13 protein-coding genes are annotated in these 14,325 nt (G+C 66.5%); 8 read left to right on the top strand and 5 right to left on the bottom strand.

Annotation, left to right across the window (positions count from 1 at the left end):
* Window positions 1-19: 19 nt before the first annotated feature.
* The 8 genes from IEI94_RS20680 to IEI94_RS20645 all read left to right on the top strand — a co-directional run bounded on the left by IEI94_RS20680 (window position 20) and on the right by IEI94_RS20645 (window position 8,706).
* Window positions 20-1,150, top strand: coding sequence for an MlaE family ABC transporter permease (locus IEI94_RS20680; RefSeq protein ID WP_191169096.1), 1,131 nt, complete (start codon window positions 20-22; stop codon window positions 1,148-1,150).
* Window positions 1,150-1,962, top strand: a complete 813-nt coding sequence (locus IEI94_RS20675; RefSeq protein ID WP_191169095.1) for an ABC transporter ATP-binding protein — start codon at window positions 1,150-1,152, stop codon at window positions 1,960-1,962. Before IEI94_RS20680 ends, IEI94_RS20675 begins: the two co-directional genes overlap by 1 nt.
* Before the next feature lie 3 nt (window positions 1,963-1,965).
* The gene (locus IEI94_RS20670) at window positions 1,966-2,907 is read left to right on the top strand and encodes an MlaD family protein (protein WP_191169094.1); all 942 of its coding nucleotides are present in this window, start codon (window positions 1,966-1,968) and stop codon (window positions 2,905-2,907) included.
* A complete protein-coding gene (locus IEI94_RS20665) occupies window positions 2,904-3,494 on the top strand; it encodes an ABC-type transport auxiliary lipoprotein family protein (protein WP_191169093.1) in 591 nt (196 codons plus the stop codon). The genes IEI94_RS20670 and IEI94_RS20665 overlap by 4 nt, the downstream gene beginning before the upstream one ends.
* 16 nt (window positions 3,495-3,510) lie before the next feature.
* A complete protein-coding gene (locus tag IEI94_RS20660) occupies window positions 3,511-5,139 on the top strand; it encodes a BCCT family transporter (RefSeq protein ID WP_191169092.1) in 1,629 nt (542 codons plus the stop codon).
* Between the two features lie 195 nt (window positions 5,140-5,334).
* The gene (locus IEI94_RS20655; protein WP_191169091.1) at window positions 5,335-6,741 is read left to right on the top strand and encodes an MFS transporter; all 1,407 of its coding nucleotides are present in this window, start codon (window positions 5,335-5,337) and stop codon (window positions 6,739-6,741) included.
* Window positions 6,742-7,071: 330 nt separating this feature from the next.
* On the top strand, window positions 7,072-7,920 hold the full coding sequence (locus IEI94_RS20650) for a 3-hydroxybutyryl-CoA dehydrogenase (protein ID WP_191169090.1): 849 nt from the start codon (window positions 7,072-7,074) through the stop codon (window positions 7,918-7,920).
* Between the two features lie 12 nt (window positions 7,921-7,932).
* Window positions 7,933-8,706 (top strand): enoyl-CoA hydratase-related protein, encoded by a 774-nt coding sequence (locus IEI94_RS20645; protein WP_191169089.1) that lies wholly within the window; start codon window positions 7,933-7,935, stop codon window positions 8,704-8,706.
* Between the two features lie 15 nt (window positions 8,707-8,721).
* On the opposite strand, the gene IEI94_RS20640 is transcribed toward IEI94_RS20645, so the two are convergent.
* The 5 genes from IEI94_RS20640 to IEI94_RS20620 all read right to left on the bottom strand — a co-directional run bounded on the left by IEI94_RS20640 (window position 8,722) and on the right by IEI94_RS20620 (window position 14,314).
* Window positions 8,722-9,315 carry a nucleotidyltransferase family protein gene (locus IEI94_RS20640; protein ID WP_318153431.1) on the bottom strand — a complete coding sequence of 198 codons (594 nt, stop codon included), beginning with the start codon at window positions 9,313-9,315 and terminating at the stop codon, window positions 8,722-8,724.
* 22 nt (window positions 9,316-9,337) lie between these two features.
* Window positions 9,338-10,327: an XdhC family protein gene (locus IEI94_RS20635; protein ID WP_191169087.1), complete on the bottom strand. Its 990-nt coding sequence runs from the start codon at window positions 10,325-10,327 to the stop codon at window positions 9,338-9,340.
* Window positions 10,328-10,329: 2 nt separating this feature from the next.
* Entirely contained in the window at window positions 10,330-12,648 is a 2,319-nt protein-coding gene (locus tag IEI94_RS20630; RefSeq protein ID WP_191169086.1) for a xanthine dehydrogenase family protein molybdopterin-binding subunit, read from the bottom strand.
* Window positions 12,645-13,112, bottom strand: a complete 468-nt coding sequence (locus IEI94_RS20625; RefSeq protein ID WP_191169085.1) for a (2Fe-2S)-binding protein — start codon at window positions 13,110-13,112, stop codon at window positions 12,645-12,647. Before IEI94_RS20625 ends, IEI94_RS20630 begins: the two co-directional genes overlap by 4 nt.
* 137 nt (window positions 13,113-13,249) lie before the next feature.
* Window positions 13,250-14,314, bottom strand: a complete 1,065-nt coding sequence (locus IEI94_RS20620) for an NAD(P)-dependent alcohol dehydrogenase (protein ID WP_191169084.1) — start codon at window positions 14,312-14,314, stop codon at window positions 13,250-13,252.
* Window positions 14,315-14,325 lie beyond the last annotated feature (11 nt).

The following is a 14,325-nucleotide window of genomic DNA, read 5'->3' as shown; positions in this document are numbered from 1 at the left end:
AACGCCTAAAGGAATAGCGATGCAATCGGAAGGCAGTCCAGGGGCACTGCAAGGGGGGGAGAGTGAGGATTCCAAGTCCCTGGTAGCGACCGGCGACTGGACACTGGCCCACTACGCTACGCTGTGTGGAGAAGTCGAGCGCTGGCGAGGCGCCGAGGCCCTTGAGCTCGACCAGGTACTGCGGCTCGACACCGCAGGAGTGGTGCTGTTTGCTCGCCTGCTCGGCGTAGAGCGGTTGAGCGTAGTGGCCGATAGCGATACCTCGCTCAGCGCCGAGCGGCGCGCGCTGCTACGCACGGTGTGCGATGCGCTGGCCAAGGTCGCGCAGCAGCCCGTGGCGCGAGAAACCTCGGCGCTCGCCGACTGTCTGGCGCGTATCGGCCAGGGGGTGCAGCAGCACCTGCAGAACCTCGTCGGCCTGCTCGGCTTTATCGGCCTGACATTGGCCATCGGCGCCCAAGTGGTATGGCGTCCCCGCCGCTGGCGGATCAACGCCCTGATGAGCCAGATTCAGAACACCGGCTTGAATGCGTTGCCGATAGTCGCCCTGCTGACCTTCATGATCGGCGCCGTGGTGGCCTTTCTCGGCGCCACGGTGCTCGAGGCCTTTGGTGCCAGCGTCTACACCGTGGATCTGGTGGCCTACTCCTTTATGCGTGAGTTCGGCGTGCTGCTGGCGGCGATTCTGGTGGCCGGCAGGACCGCCAGCGCCTTTACTGCCCAGATCGGCTCGATGAAGGTCAACGAGGAGATCGATGCGCTGCGCGTCCAGGGCTTCGACCCGGCGGAGTGGCTGATACTGCCGCGGGTGCTTGCGCTGCTGATCACGCTGCCGCTGCTCGCCTTTGTCGGCCTGCTCTCGGGCCTGCTGGGCGGCGGCCTGGTGGCGCTGCTGGCCCTCGAGGTCCCGCTGGGGCGGATCATCGCCATCTATCGCGACGTGCCGCTGCAGCACTTCCTGGTGGGCATGGGCAAGGCGCCGGTGTTTGCGTTTCTGATCGCCGTGATCGGCTGCCGGGAGGGCTTTCGGGTCGGCGGTAGCGCCGAGTCGGTGGGCCAGCACACCACCTCGAGTGTGGTGCAGAGTATCTTCGTGGTGATTCTGGTCGATGCGCTGGCGGCCCTGTTCTTCATGGAGATGGGCTGGTGATGAGCGAACCAAGCGAACGGCCGGCTACGCTGGAGGAAGCGATCATCCAGGTACGGGGGTTGCAGAATCGCTTCGGCGACCACGTGGTGCACGACCAGCTCGACCTGGATGTCATGCGCGGCGAGATCCTGGGCGTGGTAGGCGGCTCCGGCAGCGGCAAGTCGGTACTGCTGAGAAGCATCGTCGGCCTGCTCAAACCCAGCGGTGGCGAGGTGAGGATGCTGGGCGAGCGTCTCGACCAGCTCTCGGAGCGCCAGCGAGTGCTGCTGGAGACCCGCTGTGGCGTGCTCTTCCAGCAAGGCGCGCTGTTCTCGTCGCTGACCGTCACCCAGAACGTGGCGCTGCCGCTGAGCGAGCACCTGAAGCTGCCGCGGGCAGATGCCGAGCACCTGGCTGAGGTCAAGCTGGCGCTGGTCGGGCTGCCACCCCATGCCGGCAAGCTATCGCCATCGGAGCTCTCCGGGGGCATGATCAAGCGCGCCGCCCTGGCCAGGGCGCTGGCCCTGGACCCCGATATCCTGTTTCTCGATGAGCCCACTGCCGGGCTCGACCCGATCGGCGCCGCCGCCTTCGATCAGCTGCTGCTGACGCTGAGAAATGCTTTCGGATTGACGGTCTTCCTGGTGACCCACGACCTGGATACCCTCTACACCGCCTGCGACAGGATCGCCGTCCTCTCCGACAAGAGGGTGCTGGTCGCCGACACTCTGAGCGTCGTCGAACAGACCGATGACGAGTGGATTCGTGACTATTTCCATGGTCCGCGTGGGCGCAGTGCCCAGTCGGCCGCACACTCAGCGAGGGAGGCTTGAGCGATGGAGCCACGTGCCAATCACATCATGATCGGTGGCATTACGCTGCTGCTGATCGCCGCCATCGCCCTGTTTGGCCTATGGCTGGCGAGGTTTGGCGATGAGCGCGAGACGCTGATGATCGATGTGGTCTTCCAGGAGGCGGTGAGCGGCCTCTCCGACGGCAGCCGCGTCGAATATAACGGCCTGCGCGTCGGCTCGGTGAGCCGCCTGCGCCTCGATCCCAGTGACCCGACCCAGGTCATCGCACGCATCACGGTGGCCGCCGATACCCCGGTGACGACCGATACTCAGGCGCGCATCGCCATGACCAATATTACCGGCTCGTCGCATATCCAGTTGAGTACCGACTCCCTGAGTGGGCCGCCGCTAGTGGCCAGAAGGGAAGGTGGGGTGCCGGTAATCATTGCCGAACCGTCGCCGTTTTCACGCCTGCGCACCAACTGGGAAGAGTCCATGGGGGGCGTCAATTCTCTGGTCGACAATATCAATCAGATGTTCTCCGAGGAGAACGTCGGAAGCATTACCTCGATTCTGCACAATGTCGAAGAGGTCAGCCGTTTCGCTGTCGAGCACCAGGAGCAGGCGGGAGTGGCGATGGACAACCTGGCCCAGACCACTGCGTCCGCCAACCGGGCGTTCGAGAGTCTCGACGGCTTGATAGTGGATGCCAACCGGATGTTGGACGTGCATGGCGAAGAAGCGATGCGCAGCGTGTCGGATGCCATGCGGCGGCTCGACGCCGTGATGGCCTCGGTGGATGAAATCATCAATGACAATCGTGGCTCCCTCGAGCAGGGCTTGCAGGGCGTGCATGCCCTGGAACCGGCGATTCGCGATTTTCGCAATGCGGTCAATACGATCGAACGCACCACCCGTCAATTCGATGGCGACCCGGCCGGCTATATGCTGGGACGCGAGCGCTTACCGGAGTTCAATCCATGAGGGCTGTCACCGCTACACTCTGCGTCCTGGCGACGCTGCTGCTCGTCGGCTGTACCGTGTTTCCCGAGCGCGAGCCACGCCAGGTCTATCAGCTGCCCGGCTCGCAGCTCCCGGCAAGCCAGGCGCCTGTCAGCGAGAGGGTGCTGAGGGTAGCCAGGCCCGCCGTGGATGAGGTGCAGGGCGGCACGGACATCGTGGTGGCGCCGGATGCGATCACGCTGCAGAGCTATGGCCAGGCACGCTGGAGTGCCCCGGTGCCGGTGCTGCTGCGCGACCACCTGATGGAGGCCTTCCTGCGTGACGGACGCCTGGCCCGGGTGGTCTCTGACCAGGAGGGCATCTCGGCGGATCTGCAGTTGGGAGGCCAGCTGCGTACCTACCGGATCCAGTATGAGCAGGGCGAACCCTTCGCCATGATCGTGTTCGACGCCCATCTGATCGATCTCTCAGCTAACCGGCTGGTGGGCAGTCAACGCTTCGAGGTGCGCGAGGCGCTCGTGGGGACCTCCGTCGAGCAGGCCGTGATGGCGCTGTGGCGTGCTACCGAGCGGCTCTCCAGCGAGCTGGTCGAGTGGGCTGTCGACTGATAATCAAGGAGCTGTGATGTATCGCCAAGCCACGTCAGGGCTGTTCAAGGGGATGAATGCTCGCGTCACGCTGATCGCCATCATCATGGTAGGGGCCGCCTTGGTGTATGGGGCCTTTTTTACCGAACACCTCTCCGACGTTCTTGACCGTGTGCGCGGCGTAGTGAATCCCTTTCTGGAGTGGTACTACGTCCTGCTCGTCGCATTTCTACTGTTTTTCATGATCTGGCTGGGGGTAGGGCGCTTCAAGAATGTGCGCTTGGGTGGTGATAACGAACAGCCGGAGTTCACCTTTTTTTCGTGGATCTCGATGCTGTTTGCCGCCGGTACCGGCGTGGGCATTCTGTTCTGGGCGGTGGCCCAGCCGATCCTGCAGTTTCAGGAGAACCCCTTTGTCGCCGATGGCATGAGTCCCGAAGCGGCACGGGTAGCGATGCGCCTGACCTACTTCCATTGGGGGCTGAATGGCTGGGCGATCTTCTCGTTCGTGGCGCTGGTACTGGCCTACTTCGCCTATCGCCGCAACCTGCCGCTGACGGTGCGCTCCGGGCTGGAGCCGATTCTGGGTGAGCGCACCCATGGCATATTGGGTGATCTGGTCGACCTGCTGGCGGTGTTCGGTACGGTGTTTGGTATAGCGACCACCCTGGGGCTCGGTGTACAGCAGATGAATGCCGGTCTGGATGCGGTATTCGGGTTGTCGTCGTCGATCACGCTGCAACTGGTGATCACTGCCGTGATCATGAGCGTGGCAACCCTGTCGGTGGTCTCCGGCGTCAAGCGCGGCGTGCGCCTGCTCTCGGAGGCTAACTTCTGGCTGAGTATTGCGGTGGTGATCTTCATGCTGCTGTTCGGCCCGACCCAGTATCTGATTGCCCTTACCATCGAATCCGCCGGCGACTATTTGCAGCACCTGCTGGGCATGACCTTTCACACCAATGCCACCATTGCCGATGGCTGGCAGTCAGAATGGACGGTCTTCTTCTGGGGCTGGTGGCTGGCCTGGTCGCCCTTCGTCGGGATGTTTATCGCCCGCGTCTCCCGGGGGCGTACCTTCCGCGAATTCGTGATGGGCGTACTGCTGGTGCCCACGGTGATTACCATTATCTGGATCGGCCTGTTTGGCGGCACCGCGCTCTATCACGAACTCTTTGGCGCCGGGGGGATCATCCAGGCCGTGGACAATGATGTGGCCACGGCGCTGTTTGCCACGGTGGCGGCCATGGATCTGGGCATGCTGGGCGTTGGCGTCTCGGCAGTGCTGGTGGTGCTGATCGCGACCTACCTGATTACCTCCGCCAATGCCGGAACGCTGGTGATCAATACCATTCTTGCCGGCGGTGATCCCGAGCCGCCCACCGGGCATCGCATCCTTTGGGGCGCTGTACTGGGGGTGCTGACAGCGGTGCTGCTGCTGGCCGGCGGGTTGGAGACCCTGCAGTCCGCGGTGATCATGGCGGCCTTGCCGTTCTCGGTGGTGATAATACTCATGGTGGTAGGGCTGCTCAAGGCGCTGCACGGTGAGCGTTTCGCCGCGCGTACCGGGTCACGTACCGAAGCGCCGCGTGAGCCCTGGGTGGATCTGGATGATGCCGGGATCCAGGCAACGCCGGTGTCGCCGGATGAACGTCACCTGCGCCACTGAGGCGGTCAGATTGGCGCTGGGCCACGCCGATAGAGTGCCACGATGGGCGCCTGCCCAATAGTAGATTGACTTCTCTATCGCCGGGTGTATATTGCCCCGCGTCTCCCTGCGTGCGGATAGCATGGCAGGCGCTCTTCGGCAGGTCCTGCCATTCACTTTTCCCCTGTCGATTCACAAGCCTGTGAGGCTGATTTCATGTCGCGGCAACTGCTCTCCATGGCGCTAGCGCCGCTGCTGGGGTTGTTTATCCTCGGCATCGGCAACGGCTTCCTTGCCACCCTGATTACCCTGCGTCTGGACGATGCCGGCTACTCACCGGTAGTCATCGGCTGGGTCTCCTCGGCCTACTTCATCGGCCTGGCGCTGGGCGCGGTGTTCAACGACCGGCTGTTGCTGCGCATCGGGCATATCCGCGCCTACGGCTGCTTCGCCTCTATCGTCGCGGTTACGGTGCTGCTGCAGGGCCTGTGGCTGGATGCCTACGCCTGGTTCGTGCTGCGTCTGATCGGCGGCTGGGCCACGGTGGGGGTCTATCTGGTCATCGAGAGCTGGCTGCTGACCTCCGGCGAGCAGAAGGTGCGCGGCCGGCTGCTGGCGATGTACATGATCGCGCTCTACGCCGCCGGCGCCATTGGCCAGCTGCTGCTGGGTGTTACCGATGCTGCGGGGGTTACCCAGCCGTTCATGGTAGTGGGCATGCTGGCGGCACTCTCGGTGCTGCCGATGGCGATGATTCCGCGGGTCTCGCCGCTGATCGAGCACGCCGAGCCGCTCTCGCCGTGGCGCCTGATGATCGTCACACCAACCGGGGTGGTGGGCAGCTTCGGCTCGGGCCTGCTGGTGGCGGCGATCTACAGCCTGCTGCCGCTCTATCTGCAGCGGGTGGGCCTGTCGGTCAACCAGATCGGTCAGATGATGGCGGTGGTGATACTGGGGGCCATGCTGCTGCAGTACCCCATCGGCCGCTGGTCGGATCGCCACGACCGCCAGCAGGTACTGATCCTGATCGGCGTGTTCTGCGTGGTGATCTCGGCCGGCATGCTGTGGCTGCCGTTGAATACCTGGCTGCTGGCCGGACTGCTGTTCCTGCTCGGTGGCGGTGTCTTCGCACTCTACCCGGTGGCGGTGAGCCATGCTGCCGACCGCGCGCCGGCCGGCGCCCTGGTGCGTATGAGCCAGGGCCTGCTGCTGATCAACGCACTCGGCTCTACGCTTAGCCCGCCGCTGATCACGCCGGTGATGAGCGCGGTGGGCGACAGCGGCCTGTTCTGGTCGCTGGGCGGGCTGGGGCTGATACTGGTGGCGTTCTTCTGCTGGCGGCGCAGCGTGCGTCCGGCGCCGCTGCCGGTGGCGCCGTTCGCCCCCAGCACGCCGATGACCTCGGTGGGGGCCGAGCTTGGGGTCACCGAAGAGCAAGTGCAGGGGGCCACCGAGCACGAGCATGTCGAGGACCTCTCAGACTGGGTACCTGATATTGACGTGGCCGAGCCGCTGGTGGGCCCGCCCCGTGAGGACGCGGCGCATATCGAGTACTTCGACGTCGATGCCGAAGCCGGCCCTCACGGCGACGACGCCCAAGGGAAATCAGACACGCGGAGCTGAGTGCGTTAGTCGCTCTTTCGTTGCCTCGAAGCGAAGAACGCCGGGGACAGGCCGAAGAGGAGGTTCTACGCCAGGGGTGAGGAGGATTCCTCCGAACGGGCTGGCCATGGATGGCCAGCACCGGTCCTGCAAGCGGAGCAGGATGCGAGAGCGCAGCAGGGCGTAGGTAGCGCCCAGGGAAGGGTTTACAGCGCCTCCTCGTAGGCCTGTCGACGGAGCAGTTCTGAGCGGTGCTGTCTATCTGCGATAGCGCTAATTGGTCGCTGCCTGGGCAAGGCGTTGCAAAGGGCTTATGTTAGGGCCTTATGTGCAGCGCAACAGGAGCGAGTGATGAGCGATATGACGATCGGCGTAGTCGGCGCCGGTACCATGGGCCAGGGGATTGCCCAGGTGGCCATTACCAGCGGTTTCGAGGTCGTGATGTGCGACGTCGCCGAGGCGTCCCTCGAGCGCGGCCAGGCGGCCATCGACAAGCGCCTGGCCAAGCTGGTCGACAAGGAGAAGCTCGATGACGCCGACCGCCAGGCGGCCCTGGCGCGCCTGACGACCACCACGCAGTTGGATGCCCTGGCCGGCTGCCAGGTGATCATCGAGGCGGCCCCGGAGAACCCCGAGCTCAAGGAGCGCCTGTTCCGTGACCTCGACGCCCTGGCGCCAGACGCCATTCTCGCCTCCAACACCTCGTCGCTGTCGCTGACCCGCCTGGCTGCAGTGTGCGAGCGCCCCGAGCGGGTGGTCGGCATGCACTTCTTCAATCCGGTGCCGGTGCTCAAGCTGGTCGAGGTGATCCGCGCCGAACAGACCTCGGATGCCACCGTCGAGGCGGTAGAGGCGCTCGCCGAGCGCCTCGGCAAGACCGCGGTGCTGATCGCCGATGCCCCCGGCTTCGCCGTCAACCGCCTGCTGGTGCCGATGATCAACGAGGCGGCCTTCCTGCTCCAGGATGGCGTGGCCAGCGCCGACGATATCGACGCCAGCATGAAGCTCGGCGCCGCCCACCCGATGGGGCCACTGGCCCTCGCCGACCTGATCGGCCTCGACGTCTGCCTGGCGATCATGGAGGTGCTGCAGCAGGGCTTCGGCGATCCCAAGTACCGCCCCTGCCCGCTGCTGCGGCGGATGGTGGCCGCCGGCTATCTGGGCCGCAAGAGCGGCCGCGGTTTCCATGTCTACCAATAAGCGGAGTGCTCCATGAGTGATGCCCTGATCCAACGCAGCGAGCGCCACGGCCTCGCCTGCCTGACCATCAATCGTCCCAAGGCGCTCAACGCCCTTAACAGCGCGCTGCTCGACGCTCTGGCCGCCGAGCTCGACGCCCTCGAGGCCGAGCCCGACCTGCGCGGGGTGCTGATCACCGGCGCCGGCGACAAGGCCTTCGTGGCGGGAGCCGATATTACCGAGATGCGCGAGCTGAGCGCCGCCCAGGCGCGGGATTTCGCCCAGCGTGGCCTGGCCACCCTGAAGCGCCTCGAGCGGCTACCGGTGCCGGTGGTGGCACTGGTCAACGGCTTCTGCCTGGGCGGCGGCTGCGAACTGGCGCTGGCCTGCGACTGGGCGGTGGCCAGCGACAACGCCATCTTGGGCCAGCCTGAAGTGGCGCTGGGGGTGATCCCCGGCTTCGGCGGTACCCAGCGCCTGCCGCGCCGGGTCGGCCCGGCCATGGCGCTGGATCTGGTTACCACCGGGCGCAAGATCGATGCCCAGGAGGCGCTGCGTATCGGCCTGGTCAACCAGGTGATGCCCCAGGCCGACCTCGACGCCTACGTCGAGCGGCTCGCCAAGCAGCTCAACGGCAACGGCCCCCAGGCGGTGCGCGGCGCCAAGCAGGCGGTCCACGACGGCCACGACCAGGACCTGGATAGCGCCCTGGCGCTGGAGACCGGGCTGTTCGCCCTGGCGTTCGCCGGCGACGAGCAGCGCGAAGGCATGAGCGCCTTCGTCGATAAGCGCAAACCGGACTTCTGATCAGCCGCGAGCCGCCTACCGGCGATCTTGCGGCATAACGCCTTGCAGCTCGGCGGGGGTGTCGATATCGCAGTGAATGCCGCCATCGGCGACGGCGATCTCGCGGTAGCGCGCGGGGTGCTGGCGGATGATCTCGCGGGCGCCCTGGTCGCCGTCCAGCAACGCCAATTCGCGCCACAGCTCCCGCCCGAACAGCACCGGATGACCGGGCCGGCCGGCATGGCGGGGGCGCAGGATGGTCGAGGCGTCGGCCAGGCCCTGTAGTCGCCTCAGTGTGGCGAGCGAGATCGCCGGCATATCGCCAAGCAGCACGGCAGCGGCGGCCACTTCGGCCAGGTCGGGATCGCGGCTCACCGTTGCGATGGCATCGCCGATGCTAGCGCCAAGACCGCGTGCGGCGCGGGGGGCGCGGATGATCGGCGTGGTCATGGCTAGCCCCAGGGCCTGCGGGTCGTCGTCTTCGCGAAGTACCACCCGCATCAGAGGAAAGGCCTGCTGAGCGCGCGCCAGGGTCGCGGCGAGCAGGGTCTGCTCGTCGGTCAGCTGCGCGCGGCGCTTGTCCTGGGCGCCGAAACGCCGCGAATAACCTGCGGCCATAAGGATGGCCACGCATTGTCTGTGGGGAGTCTGCTCAGAGTTCATCGCGCGCCTTGCCGCGCTGCACGCGGAGGATATCGGCCATCACTGCGAGGGCGATCTCCGCGGGGGCCTTGCTGCCCAGGTCGAGTCCGATGGGCATATGCAGGCGGGCGATATCGGCGTCACTCAGGCCGCCGGAGCGGCGCAGGCGCTCGGCGCGCGCCTGGGAGGTGCGCTGCGAGCCCATTACGCCGATATAGAACGCCGGGGTGCGGACTGCCTCGATCAGCGCCAGGTCGTCGATGCGCGGATCATGGGTCAGGGCGACGACGGCAGTGGCGGCGTGGCAGGCGCCGGAGGCGATAAACTGCGACGGCAGTACTCGCTGCCGCTCGATGCCGTCGAGCGCGGTATCGCGATGTGGCTCGTCTCGGGGATCACACACTATCACCTCGAAGCCGAGACTCTGGGCGAAGCGCGCGCAGGCCTCCGAGACCGGCGACAGGCCGGCAATGATCAGGCGTGCCGCGGGGCCGATGCGCAGCTGAACGGTGCGCCGCTGCAGATCGCGCACCACCCGCGGCCCGGTGCCGTCATCGCTCAGGAAGTGGCGGCGTCCATCGTCGAGATCGACGCAGCGCAGCAGCGGGCGCTGCCCCAGCAGGGTGGCGTGGAACACCTCCAGATGGACCAGGGTCTCGGGAGTGGCGGGTAGACGCTCGACCAGCACGTCGAGGATGCCGCCACACGGCAGGACGACATGGGGGGCATGAACGCCGCCGTCCTCGCTGCCGCCGCCGTAGCGCAGGGCGGTCACCGGGGCGTCGAACTCGCCGCGCTGGAGGCGCTCGAGGAAGTCCTCCTCGACGCAGCCGCCGGACAGCGAGCCGACGTGGCGACCGTCGCCGCACACCGCCAGCAGTGCCCCCGGGGCACGCGGCGCAGAGCCGTAGGTGGCGAGCACCGTGCACAGCCATATGCTCTCGCCGTCGCGGGCCCAACTCAGGGCTCGCTCGATCACCTGCAGGTCGAGGTGCTGCATGCTCACCCCGCTAGCTGGTCGCCTACCGGCAGGCGCCGGATGCGCTTGCCGGTAGCGGCGTAGATCGCATTGCACAGCGCCGGTGCTATTGGCGGCAGCCCCGGCTCGCCCACGCCACCCAGCGGCACCTCGGGGTCGTCGTTGATCAGATGCACGCGTATCTCGTGTGGGGTGTGGGAGAGGCGCGGAATCCGGAACTGATGGAAGTTGTCCTGTTCGATGCGCCCCTCGCGGGCGGTGATCTCGCTATGTAGGGCGATGCCGATGCCCATCAGGCAGGAGCCCTCCATCTGTGCGCGAATGCGGTCCGGGTTGATCTGCGGGCCGCAGTCGAAGGCAATATCGGCGCTGTGAATCGTCACCTCGCCGTCATCGTTGACCTCCACGTCGAACACCACGGCGGCATAGGAGGCGAAGCTGTGGTGAACGGCCAGCCCCAGGCCGCGACCCGCAGGGCGTTCACGCTGCCACTCGGCCGCTTCGGTGGCGCTCTCGATCACGCCGCACAGGCGGCCGATATCGATGGGGTAGCGCTCCGGGTCTTCGCCGTAGTTCCAGCTGTCGTTGACGTCGCGGGGATTGATCTGGCGCGCTGGTCCCAGCAGCTCGAGCAGGTAGTCGCGATGATCGCGGTCGGCGGCGGCGGCCATCTCGGCGGTGAAGCTCTGGATGGCGAAGGCGTGGGGCAGGTTGTAGACGGCGCGGAACCAGCCGATGCGCACATGTGCCGAGGCGTCGGGATTCTCCAGGCGCATGGCGGGAATATCGAAGGGCACGGTAGTAAACCCCATGCCGAGTTCGAAGTCCTGCTTGTGCTCCGGATCCGGGGCGAACAGCGAGGCGATGCTCGGCGAGAGGGTGCGGTGACGCCAGCCAATCGCCTTGCCCTCGGCGTCGAGGCCGGCCTCCAGGCGGTCCACCGAGACGGCGTGGAAGTAGGCGTGGTGCAGGTCGTCTTCGCGGGTCCACTGCACGCGCACCGGCTGGCCATCCAACGCCTGGCTCAGGTAGCTCGCCTCGAGCATGAAGTCGGGCTTGGACTTGCGCCCGAAACCGCCCCCCAGCAGGGTGGCATGGACGGTCACGTCCTCGAGGGCGATGCCGAGCTGCTCGGCAATGCCCTCGCGGGCGGCCTGGGGGTGCTGAACCGGGGCCCAGACTTCCGCCTTGCCGTCGACTATCCGGGCCAGCGCCACCGGCGGTTCGATGGGTGCCTGGGCCATATGCGGCATATAGTAGGTCGCCTCCAGGCGCTGCTCGGCCTGGTCCAGGGCGGCGTCGATATCGCCGCGTTCGCGGACCACCCTTCCGGCTGCCGAGGCGGCCTGCTCCAGCGCCTCACGGTAGGCGTCGCTGTCGTAGCTGGCGTTGTCTCCGGCGGCGTCCAGATCCCACTCGATCTCCAGCGCATCGCGCCCCTGAATCGCCGCCCAGGTGTTCTCGGCGATCACTGCCACGCCGCCTAGCGGGGCGAAGCCGGCCGGCTGTCCCACGCCCGGTACCTCGACGACTCGCACCACGCCGGGTATTTCCAGCGCGGCGGTGTCATCGACGCTGGCGAGCTGCGCGCCGTAGACCGGCGGCCGGGCGATCACCGCATAGCGCATGTCGTCGAGATGAACATCGGCGCCGTATAGAGCGCGGCCGGTGACGATATCCTCGCCGTCGATCGCCAGCGGCGCGTCGTCGGTGACGTTTTCCCGGCCGATATAGCGCCACTCGTCCCGTGGCTTGAGAGTCAGGGTGTCACGCTCGGGCACCGGCAGCTGGCTGGCCGCGGCGGCCAGTTCGCCGAAGCCGAGCTCGCGCCCGCTGGGGTCGTGACGGACCACATGCACGCCGGCCTGGCACTCCTCGGCCGGCACCTGCCACTGCTCGGCGGCGGCCTGTTCGAGCATGGTGCGGGCTGCGGCGGCAGCGCGGCGCATCGGGTCGAAGGAGTGGCGCATGCTGCGCGAGCCGTCGGTGTTCTGGTTGCCGTAGGTTTCTTCATCGCCGGGGGCCTGCTCGACGCGGACGCGCGGCCAATCGGCGCCGAGCTCATCGGCGGCGACCATCACCAGGCTGGTGCGGATGCCCTGACCCATCTCGGCACGGTGGTTGACCACGGTGACGGTGCCATCCTCGTCGATACGAATAAAGACGTTGGGGTCGTCGACCCAGCCGTGGGGCATGGCCTCGGCGCCATAGCGCTCCGCTTCGTCGGCGAGCAGCGGCGACCAGCGGGCGGCGATGACCAGAGCGCTGGAGGCGGCCAGCCCCTTGAGCACATGGCGGCGACTGACGTTGGCCAGCAGTAGGGGGTTGCGATGAGTGGTCATGCCTGCTCCTCCCCACGCTCGGCGGCGCGATGGATGGCCTGGCGGATACGCGAGTAGGTCCCGCAGCGGCACAGGTTCCCGTCCATGGCCTCGACGATCTGCTCGTCGCTGGGCGTGGCGGTCTGCTTGAGCAGCGCCGAGGCGCCCATGATCTGGCCGCTCTGGCAGTAGCCGCACTGAGCCACGCCGAGCTCCAGCCAGGCGCGCTGCACGCGGCTGCCGACGGCGTCATCGGCGATCCCTTCGATGGTGGTGATCTCGCGGTTCTGGGCCTGGGAAACCGGGGTGACGCAGGAGCGTACCGCCTCGCCATCAAGATGCACGGTGCAGGCGCCGCACTGGGCGATACCGCAGCCGAACTTGGTGCCGGTCAGTCGCACCACATCGCGCAGCGCCCACAGCAGGGGCATCTGGTCGGGCACGTCGAGCTCGTGCTGCTGACCGTTGATCGTCAGGGTGACCATGGGGCTATCTCCTCACAGCGTCGTTATTATATGGGTCATGGCGGAGTACTTTGCTCCTGCGCATGGGGGTAAGCCAGTCCTGGCAAGGGTAGCCGATGCCCGGCACTACGCCTATTGCCGGGCATCGCTCGGCCCTTTCAGGCAGTCTGGTCAGCCTTCAGGGTGGCCATGTCGATCACGAAGCGGTAGCGCACGTCGCCCTTCTCCATGCGCTCGTATGCCTGGTTGATGTTGTGGATATCGAGCATCTCGATGTCGCAGGTGATGTCGTGCTCGGCGCAGAAGTCGAGCAGTTCCTGGGTCTCGGGGATACCGCCGATCAGCGAGCCGGCCAGCACGCGGCGCTTGAACACCAGGTTGAAGGCTTCAACGGCGGGCTCGATGGGATCGAGCAGCCCCACCAGGATATGGGTGCCGTCGTACTTCAGCGCCGCCAGGTAGGGGTTGAGGTCGTGTTGCACCGGCACGGTGTCGAGCATGAAGTCGTAGGTCTCGGCGACCGCCTCCATCTGTGCCGGGTCGCCGGAGACGACTACATGGTCGGCGCCGTTGCGCTTGGCCTCCTCGACCTTGGCCTCCGAGCGGGTGAAGACCGTGACCTCGGCACCCAGCGCCTTGGCCAGCTTGACGCCCATATGGCCGAGGCCGCCCATGCCGATGACGCCGACCTTGTGGCCGGCCCGCACGCCGTGGTGCCTGAGCGGCGAATAGGTGGTGATACCGGCGCACAGAATCGGTGCCGCGGCCGCCGGGTCGAGGCCCTCGGGCAGTCGCAGCACGAAGTGCTCGCTGACCACGATGCTGTCGGAGTAGCCGCCCTGGGTGAGGGTGCCGTCCTGGCGGTCTTCGCTGCCGTAGGTCATGGTAAAACCGTTGAGGCAGAACTGCTCGACGCCGTCGTGGCAGGCCTGGCAGTCACGGCAAGAGTCGACCATGCAGCCGACACCGACCATGTCGCCGGCCTTGAAGCGCGTCACCTGGTCCCCCACCGCGGTCACGCGACCGACGATCTCGTGGCCGGGCACAATGGGAAAGGTGGTCATGCCCCAGTCGTTGCGGGCGAAGTGCAGGTCGCTGTGGCAGACGCCACAGTAGAGAATCTCGATGGCCACATCGTCGGGACGCGGGGCGCGGCGCTCAAAGCTGAAGGGGGCCAGCGGCTGGTCGTCGGCATAGGCCGCATAGGCGCGGGTCTGGCTCATGTGCATCTCCT

Source organism: Halomonas sp. ML-15 (assembly GCF_014779595.1).
Classification (GTDB): domain Bacteria; phylum Pseudomonadota; class Gammaproteobacteria; order Pseudomonadales; family Halomonadaceae; genus Franzmannia.
This window is presented reverse-complemented; position numbering and strand designations above follow the sequence as displayed.